Genomic DNA, 14,423 nt, shown 5'->3' with positions numbered 1-14,423 from the left:
TCTCCCAAGGAGTGATACAGAAGGTAGTCAAATGATTACCTTCAAACTCCATCAAACATCAAAAACAAACAATATCTTTATTAGGAGAGTGACAATGTTTGAAATTAAAGCACAAATGCTCACACAAGCAGTACAAAATTCACAAATTCGCAGTCGTTTAATTGCCGCTCCTCTAGCAGTTGCAGCAGAGTAGGGATGGAATATTTCTACTCAAATACAAATAACTGTAGTTGAAGAAACACCAAGTCATTACTATCTAGTACTGCCAGCATTAGACACTCAAAAAGATTTAAATTAAACAACACAAACATCTGATAATTATGACTCGATAAGCTCAACAGCCCACATGCTGGAAATCGAAGTGCAATTGCTTGCACGAGCAGCCCAAGATTCAAACTTTCGCAGTCGTTTAATTGCTGACCCGAAAACTGTAATGGCACAGAAAGGATTGAATTTTCCAACTAATATCCAAGTTAGTGTATTAGGAGAAACTCCAGATCGTTACTATCTGGTGCTGCCAGCATTAGACTTCTCTGAATTAGAAACTAACAGAGAATTATCCGATAAAGAACTGGAATTAGTCGCAGGGGGAGCCGATACAGATAATCACAGTTGGACAGGGTGTGCTTCCGGGCAGAAAGGTTGCGTTGCTACTAACTGCTGTAATCCTCAGCTCCCCATTAAACCGCTTTGAGGATGATGGGTGGCAAAAATGCTTTTGTTAGTCATTGTTTTAGACAAAAAAAGTTGTCAACTTAAGCGAAACGGGCGCTTAGAAACCGCACGCCAGTTGCTAACCTGCGGGTTCCGCGTTAGCGGTACAAGTTGGCAGAGCCGACGACAGTCGCCTCAAGTCGGGAAACCCGCACCGATCTAGGTTTCGGGGCGAATATGTGTTGCCCCATTTTAGAGAATTGGTATAAGTTGTTTTAGTTTTTTCTAGTTAATTAATGACATTTTGAGCCAGTAATTTTAGAGCAAACGATCGCAAATTTGACCATAATTATTAACTTTTGTCTCTAAAAGTTAAAGATAATCTTAAAACGGGAATTCTCTATATAGATAAAAAAAGATTTGTATATAAAAATAAGATTTATGTTGACAATCGCTGGTTATCGCATAAACGAGCTAATTTATTCGAGTTCCAATACCCTAGTACATCGCGCTCTTAGGGAATTAGATCGAAAACCAGTCATTATTAAACTACTGCGGCACAACTATCCCAGCTTCAGCGAATTGGTGCAGTTTCGCAATCAGTATGCGATCGCGAAAAATCTCGACATCCCAGGCATTGTCCAACCGCTGAGTCTAGAACCATACCAAAATGGCTATGCTTTGGTAATGAAAGACATCGGTGGCATCTCCCTACGCGATTACATCCAGGCTGCCCCTTTGAGTGTCGAACAATTCTGGCCAATTGCCCTGCAAATTGTAGATATCCTCCACCAGCTATATCAGCAACGGATTATCCACAAAGACATTAAACCAGCTAATATTCTGATTCAACCAGAAACGGGGGAGATTAAGCTGATTGACTTTAGCATTGCCTCCCTGTTACCCCGCGAAACCCAAGAGATTCAAAATCCCAACGTTCTAGAAGGCACACTCGCCTATATCTCACCAGAACAAACCGGGCGGATGAACCGGGGGATTGACTATCGCAGCGATTTTTATTCTTTGGGAGTTACCTTTTTTGAACTGCTCGCGGGACAGTTACCATTTCCAGTAGACGAGCCAATGGAAATGGTTCATGCCCATATAGCGAAACAACCACCCTCTATCTGCGATCGCAATCCCGATCTGCCCATCATGCTCGGTGAAATCATTCGCAAACTGATGGCCAAGAATGCCGAAGACCGCTATCAAAGCGCTCTCGGTCTCAAGCACGATTTGTTGCGATGCCAGGAAGAATATCATGCTGCGGGCAAACTCGCCTGGTTTGATTTAGGGCAACGGGATATTAGCGATCGCTTTTTGATTCCCGAAAAACTCTACGGACGAGAACAAGAAGTTCAAACCTTACTCGATGCTTTTGGGCGAGTTGCCAACGGAGCCTCCGAACTGATGCTGGTGGCAGGTTTTTCCGGTATTGGCAAAACTGCCGTCGTCAATGAAGTGCATAAGCCGATTGTACGTTGGCATGGCTATTTCATCAAAGGTAAATACGACCAGTTCAACCGCAATCTGCCGTTTAGTGCCTTTATCCAAGCCTTCCGCGACCTGATGGGTCAACTTCTAAGCAGCGATGACGCGCAGCTAGCTGAGTGGAAAGCGAAAATCCTGGCGGCAGTAGGTGACAATGGCCAGGTACTCATCGAGGTGATTCCGGAACTCGAACAGGTCATCGGCCAACAACCCCCAGTACCAGAACTCTCCGGTAGTGCGGCTCAGAATCGTTTCAATCTGCTGTTTCAGAAGTTCATCACGGTGTTCACCACGCCAGAGCATCCACTGGTGATTTTCTTGGATGACTTGCAATGGGCTGATTCAGCTTCGCTAAACTTGCTGAAGCTACTGCTGACAGAACGCGATCGCGGTTATTTATTCGTCATCGGAGCTTATCGGGATAACGAAGTGTTCCCGACTCATCCCTTGATGCTGATGCTCGATGAGGTCAAAAAAGCGCAAACCTTTATCCATACCCTCACCCTACAACCCTTGAGTCAAGCCCATGTGAATCAGTTAACAGCAGATACCCTCAGTTGCTCAACTGAACTGGCTCAACCGCTTTCAGAGTTGGTCTATCAAAAAACCAAGGGGAATCCCTTCTTCCTCACCCAATTTCTCAAAGCACTGCATGAGGATGGCTACATTTCCTTTGACTTCCAGACAGGACATTGGCAATGTAACTTGGCAACGGTGAAGTTACTCGCGCTCACGGACGATGTCGTCGAGTTCATGGCACTTCAGTTGCAAAAATTGCCGGTTGCTACCCAGACTGCTTTGAAGCTGGCGGCTTGCATTGGCGCTCAGTTCGATTTGTCTACCCTGGCGATTGTCAATCAGCGATCGCCTGAAGATATCGCGCTCGACCTCTGGAAAGCCTTGCAAGAAGGCGTGATTTTGCCCATCAGCGATGTCTATAAGTTCTACCAACTATCAGAACTTCACGTGGCAGAAGTACAGCAGCCATTAACCTTTAACTGTTCCTATCGCTTTCTCCACGATCGCGTCCAGCAAGCCGCCTATTCCCTGATCCCTGACGAGCAAAAACAGACGACGCATTACCAAATCGGACAACTTCTGCTGCAACAAGTTTCTCCAGCTGCTAGAGAAGAGCGCATTTTTGAAATCGTCAATCAGTTGAACTATGGAACAACACTGGTTGAGGAACAACACCAACGGGACGAACTCGCTCAACTCAACCTCACTGCTTGCCGCAAAGCTAGATTAGCAACTGCCTATCAAGCCGCCCTTGAATATGCCACAGTGGGGCTGCAATTGCTGGGAGAGGACGCTTGGCAACGGCAGTACGAAATGACACTAACTCTGCATGACTTAGCTGCCGAGGTCGCTTTTTTGGCTGGTGCTTTTGAGCAGATGGAGGAGTGGATTGAAGCGGTAATTCATCATGCAAAAACGCCTCTAGAACAAGTGCCAGTCTATCAAGTCAAAATTCAGGCGTTGGTCGCCCGCAATCAATTTGTCGAGGCGATCGCGATCGGTCAATCGGTCTTTCGGATGTTGGGCGTAAACTTGCCAGACGAACCAACCCTAGATGATATTCGCCTCCTGAAGCAAGAAATTGATGCTTTAATTGAGGGTCGTTCCATTGAGTCATTCATTCATCTGCCGAAAATGACCGATCCGCAGCAATTAGCAATTATGCAAAATGCGGCGCGGCTGACACCAGTTTGTTATATGTCTGGCACAAAGCTTTATTTCCTGGTGGTGGCACTCCAGGTTAAATTATCGATTCAATTTGGCAACAGTCCGGTTTCGGCGTTTTGCTACGTGGGTTACGCCTTCCAACTGAGGATGCTGTGGGGCGATATGTCAAAAGTGCCTCAGTTTGGGCAATTAGGATACCAACTCGCCTTAGAACCCGATGCCAAAAACATTCGAGCCGCAACTGCCATGTTAATGGGGGCTTATGTGGGTTCTTGGACAATCCATCTGCAAGACACGCTGCCTATTCTACTAGATGGATATCAAGCCGGGTTGGAAACCGGCAATCTAGAATTTATGGGCTACGATGCCCAGTTGTACTGCTTTAATGCGTATTGGTACGGTCAACCCCTCGCTGAACTCGAACCTCAGATTCGTGCCTATTACCAGCAGTTGTCCGACCTCCACCAAGTCACGGCAGCAAACTGTGTTTTAGCTTACTGGCAAGCGGCGCAAATTCTCTTGGGTCAGTCAGAACAAGAAATTCCCTTACGCCAGGATGCCTACGAACAGAAAGTTGTGGATGAGGCCAAAGTCGATTTTTACCGACTATCCTTCTTTTACCTTTATCGCTTCACGTTAAATTACTGGCTGCAAGACTTTGCCAAAGCCCAACACGATGCGGCTCAAACGCGACATTATTTAGCTGGTGGGATGGGAAGTATCGTTGAACCAATCTTCTATTTTTATGATTCTCTGACCTTGCTGGCTAATCGTGGTGAATCAATTTCCCCGTCAGAACCGGGATGGCAGCGAATGGAAGAAAATCAAGCTAAGTTAAAAGATTGGGCAGATTATGGCCCCATGAATTACTTGCACAAATATCATCTAGTAGAAGCGGAAAAATATCGCGTTCTCGATCGCAAAACCGAAGCTATAGAATTTTACGATCTGGCGATCGCGGGTGCCAAAGCCAATGGCTATTCTCAGGAAGCAGCCCTTGGCAATGAACTGGCGGCAAAATTCTACCTGGATTGGAACAAAGAGCGAATCGCCCAAGCTTATTTGATTGAGTCCTACTATGGCTATGCTCGCTGGGGGGCGAAAGCCAAACTCGCTGACTTGGAAACTCGCTATCCCCAACTGCTAGCTCCCATCTTCCAAGGGGCGCAGACACCACTTTCTATTGACGAAACCTTATTTTCCACTGCAACTGTCACCTCGACTAGTACTTCCTCCACCAGTCTTTCTGATTCTCTGGATCTGGTTGCCATCCTCAAAGCGTCGCAAACTCTTTCCAGTGAAATCGAGCTTGAGCCGTTAATTGCTACTCTCTTGCTGACGGTAATGCAAACCTCTGGTGCGACGCAGTGCGCTTTGATGTTGAGTGAGGGGCAAAATCTCACAGTTCAGGCGAGGGCAGAACTTACGGCATCGCGCCAAATCGAAACCCAGATTTTGCATCCAACCCAGTCGCTTGTCGATAGTGGTATAGTGCCAATCAGTGTGGTAACAAAAGTCAAACGCAGCTTGCAGCCTGCTGTGATTAGTAATGCCGCACAAGAGCCGCTATTGCTCGGCGATGCGTATATCCAAAACCAACAGCCCAAGAGTCTGCTGTGCAGCCCAATTCTGCAACAGGGCAAGTTGCTGGGCATAGTCTATCTAGAAAATAACCTGGCAACGGGAGCCTTTACCCGCGATCGCGTTGAGGTACTGAATTTGCTGTGCGCCCAAGCTGCGATTTCACTGGAGAATGCTCGTCTCTATCAGCAAGCCCAAGCATATACTCAACAGCTGCAAGAATCTCAGCTTCAGATTGTGCAAAGCGAAAAAATGGCGACTTTGGGTAACTTGGTGGCCGGGGTGGCTCACGAAATTAATAACCCCGTCGGCTTCCTCAATGGCAGTATTAACAATGCCAAAGATTATGTACGAGATCTGTGTGAGTATTTAGATACCTATCAGCAGCATCAGCCACCTACGGGTGCGGTGGCCGAATTAGCCGAAGAACTTGACCTGGAGTTTATGTTGGAGGATTTACCTAAGTTAATTGACTCGATGAAAGGCGCAACCGATCGCATCAAAGGCATCAGTACCAGCCTACGTACCTTCTCTCGTGCCGATACAGAACACAAAGTTAAAGTCAACTTGCACGAAGGGTTAGATAGTACGCTGTTGATTCTCAAATATCGGCTCAAAGCCAATGAAAATCGGCCTGCCATTAAAGTTATCCGCAACTATGGTAATATCCCTGAAATTGATTGCTTCCCCGGTCAACTTAACCAGGTGTTTATGAACATTCTGGCTAATGCGATTGATATGTTCGATGAAATAGCACAGCAAACAAGCTTTGAAGAGTTAGAAAATCATCCCCAACAAATCGCGATTTCCACTGCATTATTATCCGAACAAAATGTGGTTGAAATTCGTATTTATGACAACGGTAAAGGCATGAATGAATCAGTTAAATCTAAGATTTTCGATCGCTTGTTTACCACTAAAGAAGTTGGCAAAGGAACGGGGTTAGGCTTGGCGATCGCCCATCAGATTGTCGTCGATAAACATGATGGTGGGCTGCAAGTTCAGTCCCAATTGGGACAAGGCTCTGAGTTTTCCATCTCACTCCCGGTTCGGGGTTAAATCAACTATCGCTGCGGCACAGTACAACAACTGTGTTGCAGCCGAAATTTATACCATTTCACTAAAATAATCTTTGGAATTGCGTATAAAGGAGGTTTTTAACACGGATTTGGTATGCCTCTTCAAAGCAGATTAGTTAACAAGATAAGTAGAACGACTAAATTAAACCTAACTTAATTACCGGGTTTCGACTGCGCTCAACCCTCTTTTAGTCAGACTACTGAGCATTGAGCGGAGTCGAAATGCGTCTTATAAATAATTGTGTCCACCTACTTATACCAGAATTCAGAAAATTTAACTAAAACAGTATTTATATTAGAACTTCTATTTGATTGTGTAAAAAACTTGCTTTCAATTGAAAAAGGTGATTCTCTACTTTCGTAGAGACGCAAGTAATTGCATCTCTACCTACGCAAATATAGCGGTATTCAATTGAATTGAATACATTTTGAAAATTTGTTTATTATAGGGGTGTACAACTGCGTGCCTCTACTGTAATATGATCGACTGCAAATTCCTATAAGTTCAAAAATAAAATCGAATTACTATTGCTGGCTTGAAAACCTAGTTTCTATTTAATCGCTAGTCAAAAATCAGCGATCGAGAGTCGAAAATTTTGATTGCGATCGCTGATTTAAACTTTAGCATTATTAAATGTTGCATAAGCGACAACTATCTAAAGAGTGAAAGATTTACTCCAAATTACAGCCATTAGTTAGTTGCGGAAATTAGACAATAGCTCAAAAATACTACTTATACCGCCAATACATATTTTCCTTTATTAAATATTAATAAATCTCATGATGCATTAAGCTTGACCCTATTCACCTTTCTCGGCAATCATAAAGGCACGGCTATTAAAAGCCAATTAATTAAGTTGATTGAGTGCGATTATAGACCTGATTAAATCGCCAGACTGTAGTAACTGTCTTTATTGTTGCAATATATCAGATGACCACAGTATCTCTTTTTATTCTTAGTGTTATCTGCGGTTCTAGAAAAATCCCATAAAAAGCAAAAAGTAAAACTAGCGTTCAATCACAATTTTGTTGAATTCTGCCTTTTGCCTTTTGCATTTTGTCTTTTGCCCCGTTCAGCAACTTTTTTTCCTGGAGGATGTTGTAATGTCTAGTCTGTTTCGCTGGTCATCACTAAGAGTAGCTTTGCTAGTTTTTGGAATGACAACTGCTACAGTAGCTCCCATCGTAATTTCTACACCAGCTTCATCTCAAAATACTGTTCCCAGTACCACTCCATCTACTACTCCATCTGCTACACCTGCACCAACTTCAACAGTTAATTTGTCGGATGTCACTTCAGATTACTGGGCACGTCCATTTATCCAAACTCTAGCTGATAATAATGTAATTAGTGGCTTTCCTGATGGCAGCTTTAGACCGAATCAATCTGTGACTCGTGCGGAATTTGCCGCCCTAATTCAAAAGGCTTTCGGCAATCAAAACCGAATTCGCCAATTGAGTGCGGGTGGATTTAGTGATGTTCCTGCTGGCTACTGGGCAGCTGCGGCAATTCAAAACGCTTACGAAATCGGGTTTTTGTCGGGTTATCCAGGGAATGTATTTAGACCAAATCAACAAATACCCAAGGTAGAAGCGATCGTTTCTATCAGCAATGGCTTGGGTTTGTCTGCTAGCGATACAAATATTCTTAATACTTCCTACAGTGATGCTTCAGCTATCCCTAATTATGCGGTTAGTAGTGTAGCAGCAGCAACACAAGCTAATCTTGTTGTCAACTACCCAGATGTCAAACAACTCAATCCCCAACAACCTCTGACTCGTGCTGAAGCAGCAGCAATTTTATATCAAGCTTTAGTTAGACAGGGACGGTTGCAACCCATTGCTAGCAATCTGCCAGCAGCTCAGTATGTTGTGGGTGGAGTTGGTACTGGCAATCAAACAGGTAACGACATTGTTTCTCTGGCTGCATCCAGTAACTCTTTTTCAACACTAACTTCTTTATTAAAAACAGCCGGTTTAGCAGAAACTCTTCAACAGCCCGGCCCTTATACAGTTTTTGCTCCCACTAACGATGCATTTGCCGCTTTACCTGCTTCTACCCTAGAACAATTGCAACGACCAGAAAACAAAGAAGCATTGGTTAAGATTTTGAGCTATCACGTAGTTCCCGGTGCGGTAACTGCTAGCCAACTCACAAATGGCGAACTGAAAACCTTTGAAGAAAGACCTGTAAATATTCAAATCGATCGCGCTAATAATCAAGTCGCAGTCAATAATGCTAGAGTCATCCAAGCGGATGTCCCAGCTAGCAACGGTGTTATCCATGCAATTAACCAAGTCCTCATCCCGCCTGATATTAATCTCAGTCAGTTAAATCAGCCCCAAAATGGAGGCAATGCTGATGGTGGAACTGGTGTTGATGTAGGTAGAGCTACTCGTGGCGGTAGAAGTTATATTGGTGTTGCTGGTAACATTGGTTTGAGCGGCGGCGATACAGCTTTGAGTGAAGGTAACTTTACAGTCATCAGCAAACTTGGTCTGACAAACTCCATATCAGTACGGCCATCAGTGCTGTTTGGCGACGATACAGTATTTTTGGTTCCCTTAACTTATGATTTCACCCCACGCGCAGCAGGTTCCGTGGGTCAACGAACTCTTAGTATAGCTCCTTACCTGGGCGCAGGCGTAGCCATTGAAGCTAATCTCGATACTGATTTTGGATTATTGCTCACTGGTGGTGTAGACGTTCCTCTAGGTACTCGGTTCACCCTTACGGGTGCTGTCAATGCCGCTTTCATGGATGAAACTGATGTCGGCTTGCTATTAGGCGTTGGTTACAATTTCTAAGCATTACTTAATATGAGCGCCCAAACCAAGGGCGCGTTTTTTTTACCGTAGGGTAGTACAGCTAGCTGTGCTACCCTACAACTGTTGATAGCGTGCTAACCTAAAGTTTAACTTCTTCGGAAAATTCTCTATTTATTCTGAATTCTGACTCCTGAATTCTGTTCGATAAATCTAAAATCTAAAATTGCCTGACTGAAAAAAATGGTTCCTTCTAAACGAGTTTATTTATTATTAGTTTTAGGAATTGCGATCGCCTTTATCCTATCCTTTTTTCTCCCCATTAAAGCAACCATCGCCATCACTTTGTTATTTGATGTCGCAGTTATTTTATTAATGGTTGCAGATGGTTTGCAGGTGCGGCGTTATCGCGTGCAAATTACCCGCGAATTACCGCCACGCTTATCCATTGGGCGGGATAATCCAGTTGTATTAAAAGTAACGTCACAAAAAGTCAACGCTCAAATTCAAATCCGCGATTATTACCCAACAGGTTTTGGTGTATCTGCACCTGGACTACAGGCGATTATTCCCAGTAACAGCACCCAGGAATTAACTTATACCGTTAACCCGACACAACGGGGAGAATTTCCTTGGGGAAATATTCAAGTCAGACAATTGGGAGTTTGGGGGTTAGCTTGGGACGATTGGCAGATTTTACAAAGTCTGCCAGTGAAAGTTTATCCCGATTTAATTGGGTTGCGATCGCTGACAATTCGCCTGACACTCCAATCATCGGGATCGATGCGCCAAGCTAGGCAAACGGGTATCGGTACAGAGTTTGCCGAACTGCGGAATTATCGCACTGGTGACGATTTGCGGTTTATTGATTGGAAAGCTACCGCCCGTCGGGTTGGTGCTTATGGTAACTCACCGCCATTGGTGAGGGTTCTGGAACCAGAACAGGAACAAACTTTGCTGATTTTACTCGATCGCGGCAGGTTAATGACGGCAAAAGTTCAGGGTTTACAGCGGTTTGACTGGGGTTTGAATGCAACTTTATCGTTAGCTTTGGCGGGATTGCATCGGGGCGATCGTGTTGGCGTTGGTGTATTTGACCGCCAGATGCATACGTGGATTCCCCCAGAACGCGGCCAACTTCATTTGAATCAGCTAATTGATAAACTGACTCCAATTCAACCAGTGTTATTTGAATCTGATTATTTAGGTGCGGTGACAAATGTTGTGCAGCGACAAACTCGTAGGGCGCTGGTGGTGGTGATTACTGATTTAGTTGATGTCACCGCTTCTATGGAATTGTTGGCTGCACTTTCCAAGTTAGCACCGCGCTATCTGCCATTTTGCGTGACTTTGCGAGATCCGCAAGTCGATCGTTTGGCACATACTTTTAGTGAAAATGTTACAGATGCTTATGTACGTGCAGTGTCATTAGATTTATTGGCACAACGACAAGTGGCATTTGCTCAACTGAAACAAAAAGGTGTATTAGTATTAGATGCACCAGCTAATCAGATTGCTGATGAGTTGGTTGAACGATATCTGCAATTGAAGGCGCGAAATCAACTTTAGTTTAATCACGCAGAGGCGGAGAGGGGCAGAGAGGAAGAGTTGAGAATAAATTATGTTTGAATCTGCAAGTGTTGGGAATCGGTGGGTGAATACAATTGATTTTCAAAATCCAGAAGCGATCGCCAAAGCATTTCAGATTATGGAAAATAATATTTATTGTACTTTGTCTACTTGTTCTTTTGATGGTTATCCTTGGGTATCGCCTGTATTTTTTGCCTATGATGATAACTGCAATATTTATTGGAGTTCGGCTATTGAGTCGAAGCATTCGCAGAATTTATATAGTAATGATGGGAAGGTAGCGATCGCTATTTTTAATTCGAGTGTTTCTGAAGGTACAGCAGATGGTTTGTATTTTTCTGGAACGGCATCAGAATTACAGTCAGAGGAAACACAAAAGATTTTGAAGTTACTTTTAAATCGTGCTAAGAGAAAACACAATCGCACGGCTGATGATTACTTAAATGATTCACCCCGCAGAATATATCAGTGTCAACCTCAAGAAGCCTGGGTGACTGGCGAACGATTGCCTTTTGGTAATCAATTAATAGATACAAAAATTCAGATATGTTTGCAATCTCTCCGAAAACATAAAAATCAGAATTCAGAATTCAGAATTCAGGATTCAGAAGCTAGAATTAATAAGGGTTAGATATATGAAGTTGAGAATTTGAACAAAATCAAACAGCATAAAATTATTGATTTTTCAAATATTACAGCAGTTTGCAACTAAATGAAGTACAGAACCAAGGATTCACAAATCAAATTATTCTTCTGCCTCCTGCCTCTTGCCTTCTGCCTCAAAACCAGTGCCTTTGTAACTCATACAAAAGAAAACTGCTGTATGACTCTTGGTTACTGAATACTTAATTATCATGCATCAAAGATAATTTGGTGAATTTAGATGAAAAAATTAATTAAAGTAGCGGTATTTTGGCTTTGTGCAACTATCATAATTTTGGGTTTGATGGGCTGCGATCGCCTGATTGGTAATTCTGGAGATGTGGTTGAGCGAGTGAGTGATGGTGATACTATAGTAGTAAAAGATGCTAATGGGAAAAATGTTACTGTGCGCTTTGCTTGCGTAGATGCACCAGAAATAGCTCATACCAATAAAGAAAAGCAAAGTAAAGTTAGTAGCGATCGCAATCAATTTAGTTGGGGCGTTAAAGCTCAAGAACGCGTGCAACAACTCGTACAACAAGGAGGCGAACGTGTCACCTTGAATATTACTGATAGCGATCGTTATGGACGTAAAGTTGCAGAAGTTCGTTTAAAAAATGGCACTTTCATCCAACAAGTATTATTGCAAGAAGGCTTAGCAAAAGCATATCGTCCTTATTTAAATAAATGTCCTAGTAAAGACTTAATTCAACAAGCCGAAGCACAAGCCAAAAACCAAAAGCTTGGCATTTGGAGCGATACTAAATTTGTCAATCCTTGGGAATATCGCGCTTTATATAAAAAATGAAAAAGGGCATGGGGAAGAAGATGGGGGGATAAGGGGATGGGGAGATGGGGGGAAAGAAGAATTACTTTCTCCCTCATCTCCTCACCTCCCCATCTCCCCATCTCCCCATCTCCCCAACCCAATTACGGCTGATACCGGACGCTAAAATAAAAGCCATTATCTTGAACGTTATTACCGCGATCGCTCAAATCAATGAATGGAAATCCATAATCGAGTCGTAAATTTAAATTATCAATGCCAAAGGCTTCATTCCACAATAATCCTAAGCCTGCGCCAATCAGAAAAGTTTGGTCTGGTAGCTGATTGGGATTATTTGACTTATTCCAAACGGCTCCCATATCAACAAATGGTGCTAGTTGAATCGTCGATAATCCAGATTCATTGCGTTGCACCGTAATTCTATCTTCGATCGCTACCCGAAATCCATTATCCCCTGAGCGCACATTTTGACGATATCCTCTGACTGATTGTCCGCCACCAATGACGAATTGCTGGGAAGGTAACAGACTATCTGGTGTTAGCTGTAACTCTGCTTGAATGAGTAATAATTGGTCGTTGGTGAGTCGCTGGACGCGCTGTACTTGAAACAGCCAACTGAAAAAGCGACCATCGGGTATGGGGTCATTGTTAATTGTGGCATTTAATATATCAACGCCAAAATTAAATTGCGATCGCAAAAACCAAGCACCTTGGGGTTCGCGTTTGATATAGTCTTGACCAAACTTAATGACGCTGGTACGGCTGACTCCATTAGCGTCGGGGCCGATACCAAAGGGGGTTGCAAGGTTGTCAAAGAGAAAAGTTTGACCATCTTGATAGGTAAATCCTAAAGATAGGGCAAATTCTTCTCGTGGCGATCGCATCAATGGTTGGCGATAATTGATTTCATAAAGATCCTGGTTTGCCCGAATTCCAAAGGCATCGAAGGGCGCTTGAGTGATTCTGTTACGATTAAATGCAGCTCTAATTTGTACCTTCCCATCCATAGCATTCACAGGAACCTGATACCTAAAATCATAGATATCGGAACCACCTGTGAACGAGTGAAAATAATAGCCTCCTAACTCATCTCCCATCCCAGTTAAATTACGATGGCGCAGTTCGACACCTAATCTTTCTCCACCAATACTCGGAGGCGAATAGTTATCTACACCCAAGCTACCAGTTAAAGGATTTGCCTCTTCAACTCTGACAACCAGAACACTTTGACCAACTTTACCCGTAGGACGCAAGCGTGCTTCGACATTTGTAAACAAAGGATCGAGTCGCAATAGCTTTAGTTGGTCTTCCAGCTTACCAATATTCAGAGGGACACCAGCACCTAATTCGATGCGACTACGAATATAAGATGGGTTTAGTCGCCGCGTTCCTTGGATGTCTATCTGAGCTAAACTTCCTTCAATGACGCGAATGACCACAATTCCATCGGCGGTACTAGATTGCTGAGTCTCTGGAACCGCCCTGGAATTGAGATAGCCTTTATTTAGATAAAGTTGAGTAACGGCGTCTGCTGCTTGTCTGATTTCTTCTGAAGTCAACTCTCGTTCTTCAAACGGCTTGACAGCTGCATTCAAGTCATTTTCACTAAAAACCGTGCTATCTATAACCTGAATTTTGCGGACTCGAATGCGTTGTGGCGTTTCTGGTTGTGCTGGCGATGATTCGGGGTTTGGTGTGGGTTGATTAGGTTCAGTTACCGGGGAAGGTTCTGTTTCCTGTACGATTTGTAACTCTGGGTAACTACTATCTCCATCGGAGTTTAGTGTAAAGTTATTAGCTGTAGCTCTCAGTCCACTTGCGGTTAAAATCCAGACCGCAGGTAGAATTAACAAGCCACATTTGAAACTGAAACTGTGCTGATTCCATTTAGTATTTGCCAGACTTTGCCAAGCCTCTAATTGATGACAGAGAGAGAAAATTCTTGGCTGAGTCATTGCTTTGGGCTGAACACTAGTTTCTGTTCCTTTTCTCATCGATCCTCGGTGGGGTGTCTGAACAGTTAAGTAGGTGGACACAATTATTTAGAAGACGCATTTCGACTTCTCCCAAAGGGAGACGCTACGCCAAGCAAGATCCCGTTCGCCCTTGGCGTTCCCGTTCGCGCAGCGTCTCCGTTAGGAGAAGGG

The 14,423-nt window shown here is 43.7% G+C and carries 8 protein-coding genes; 7 read left to right on the top strand and 1 reads right to left on the bottom strand.

The genetic code is table 11. The features are described from left to right. The first annotated feature begins 346 nt into the window (after positions 1 to 346). The 7 genes from NSTC745_RS28965 (at position 347) to NSTC745_RS28935 (ending at position 12,297) form a co-directional block, all read left to right on the top strand. Positions 347 to 694, top strand: a complete 348-nt coding sequence (locus NSTC745_RS28965; protein WP_445634081.1) for an NHLP leader peptide family RiPP precursor — start codon at positions 347 to 349, stop codon at positions 692 to 694. A 9-nt stretch (positions 695 to 703) separates the two neighbouring features. Continuing rightward, positions 704 to 877, top strand: a complete 174-nt coding sequence (locus NSTC745_RS28960) for a hypothetical protein (RefSeq protein ID WP_445634080.1) — start codon at positions 704 to 706, stop codon at positions 875 to 877. Between the two features lie 218 nt (positions 878 to 1,095). After that, entirely contained in the window at positions 1,096 to 6,471 is a 5,376-nt protein-coding gene (locus NSTC745_RS28955; RefSeq protein WP_445634079.1) for a trifunctional serine/threonine-protein kinase/ATP-binding protein/sensor histidine kinase, read from the top strand. Positions 6,472 to 7,595: 1,124 nt separating this feature from the next. Then, the gene (locus NSTC745_RS28950; protein WP_445634078.1) at positions 7,596 to 9,299 is read left to right on the top strand and encodes a fasciclin domain-containing protein; all 1,704 of its coding nucleotides are present in this window, start codon (positions 7,596 to 7,598) and stop codon (positions 9,297 to 9,299) included. A 201-nt stretch (positions 9,300 to 9,500) separates the two neighbouring features. Further along, positions 9,501 to 10,826, top strand: a complete 1,326-nt coding sequence (locus tag NSTC745_RS28945) for a DUF58 domain-containing protein (protein ID WP_445634077.1) — start codon at positions 9,501 to 9,503, stop codon at positions 10,824 to 10,826. Positions 10,827 to 10,878: 52 nt separating this feature from the next. Beyond that, entirely contained in the window at positions 10,879 to 11,478 is a 600-nt protein-coding gene (locus tag NSTC745_RS28940) for a pyridoxamine 5'-phosphate oxidase family protein (RefSeq protein ID WP_445634076.1), read from the top strand. Between the two features lie 252 nt (positions 11,479 to 11,730). After that, entirely contained in the window at positions 11,731 to 12,297 is a 567-nt protein-coding gene (locus NSTC745_RS28935; RefSeq protein WP_445634075.1) for a thermonuclease family protein, read from the top strand. Between the two features lie 122 nt (positions 12,298 to 12,419). Here the strand turns inward: NSTC745_RS28935 and NSTC745_RS28930 are convergent, their stop codons facing one another. After that, a complete protein-coding gene (locus NSTC745_RS28930) occupies positions 12,420 to 14,270 on the bottom strand; it encodes a ShlB/FhaC/HecB family hemolysin secretion/activation protein (RefSeq protein WP_445634074.1) in 1,851 nt (616 codons plus the stop codon). Positions 14,271 to 14,423: the final 153 nt, after the last annotated feature.

Source organism: Nostoc sp. DSM 114161 (genome assembly GCF_052692665.1).
This window is presented reverse-complemented; position numbering and strand designations above follow the sequence as displayed.

What these genes read in the sequence shown, in the direction of transcription:
- NSTC745_RS28955 (WP_445634079.1), top strand. Translation starts at nt 1,096, where the DNA reads ATGTTGACAATCGCTGGTTATCGCATAAACGAGCTAATTTATTCGAGT.
- NSTC745_RS28935 (WP_445634075.1), top strand. Translation starts at nt 11,731, where the DNA reads ATGAAAAAATTAATTAAAGTAGCGGTATTTTGGCTTTGTGCAACTATC.
- NSTC745_RS28930 (WP_445634074.1), bottom strand. Translation starts at nt 14,270, where the DNA reads ATGAGAAAAGGAACAGAAACTAGTGTTCAGCCCAAAGCAATGACTCAG.
- NSTC745_RS28945 (WP_445634077.1), top strand. Translation starts at nt 9,501, where the DNA reads ATGGTTCCTTCTAAACGAGTTTATTTATTATTAGTTTTAGGAATTGCG.
- NSTC745_RS28950 (WP_445634078.1), top strand. Translation starts at nt 7,596, where the DNA reads ATGTCTAGTCTGTTTCGCTGGTCATCACTAAGAGTAGCTTTGCTAGTT.
- NSTC745_RS28965 (WP_445634081.1), top strand. Translation starts at nt 347, where the DNA reads ATGCTGGAAATCGAAGTGCAATTGCTTGCACGAGCAGCCCAAGATTCA.
- NSTC745_RS28940 (WP_445634076.1), top strand. Translation starts at nt 10,879, where the DNA reads ATGTTTGAATCTGCAAGTGTTGGGAATCGGTGGGTGAATACAATTGAT.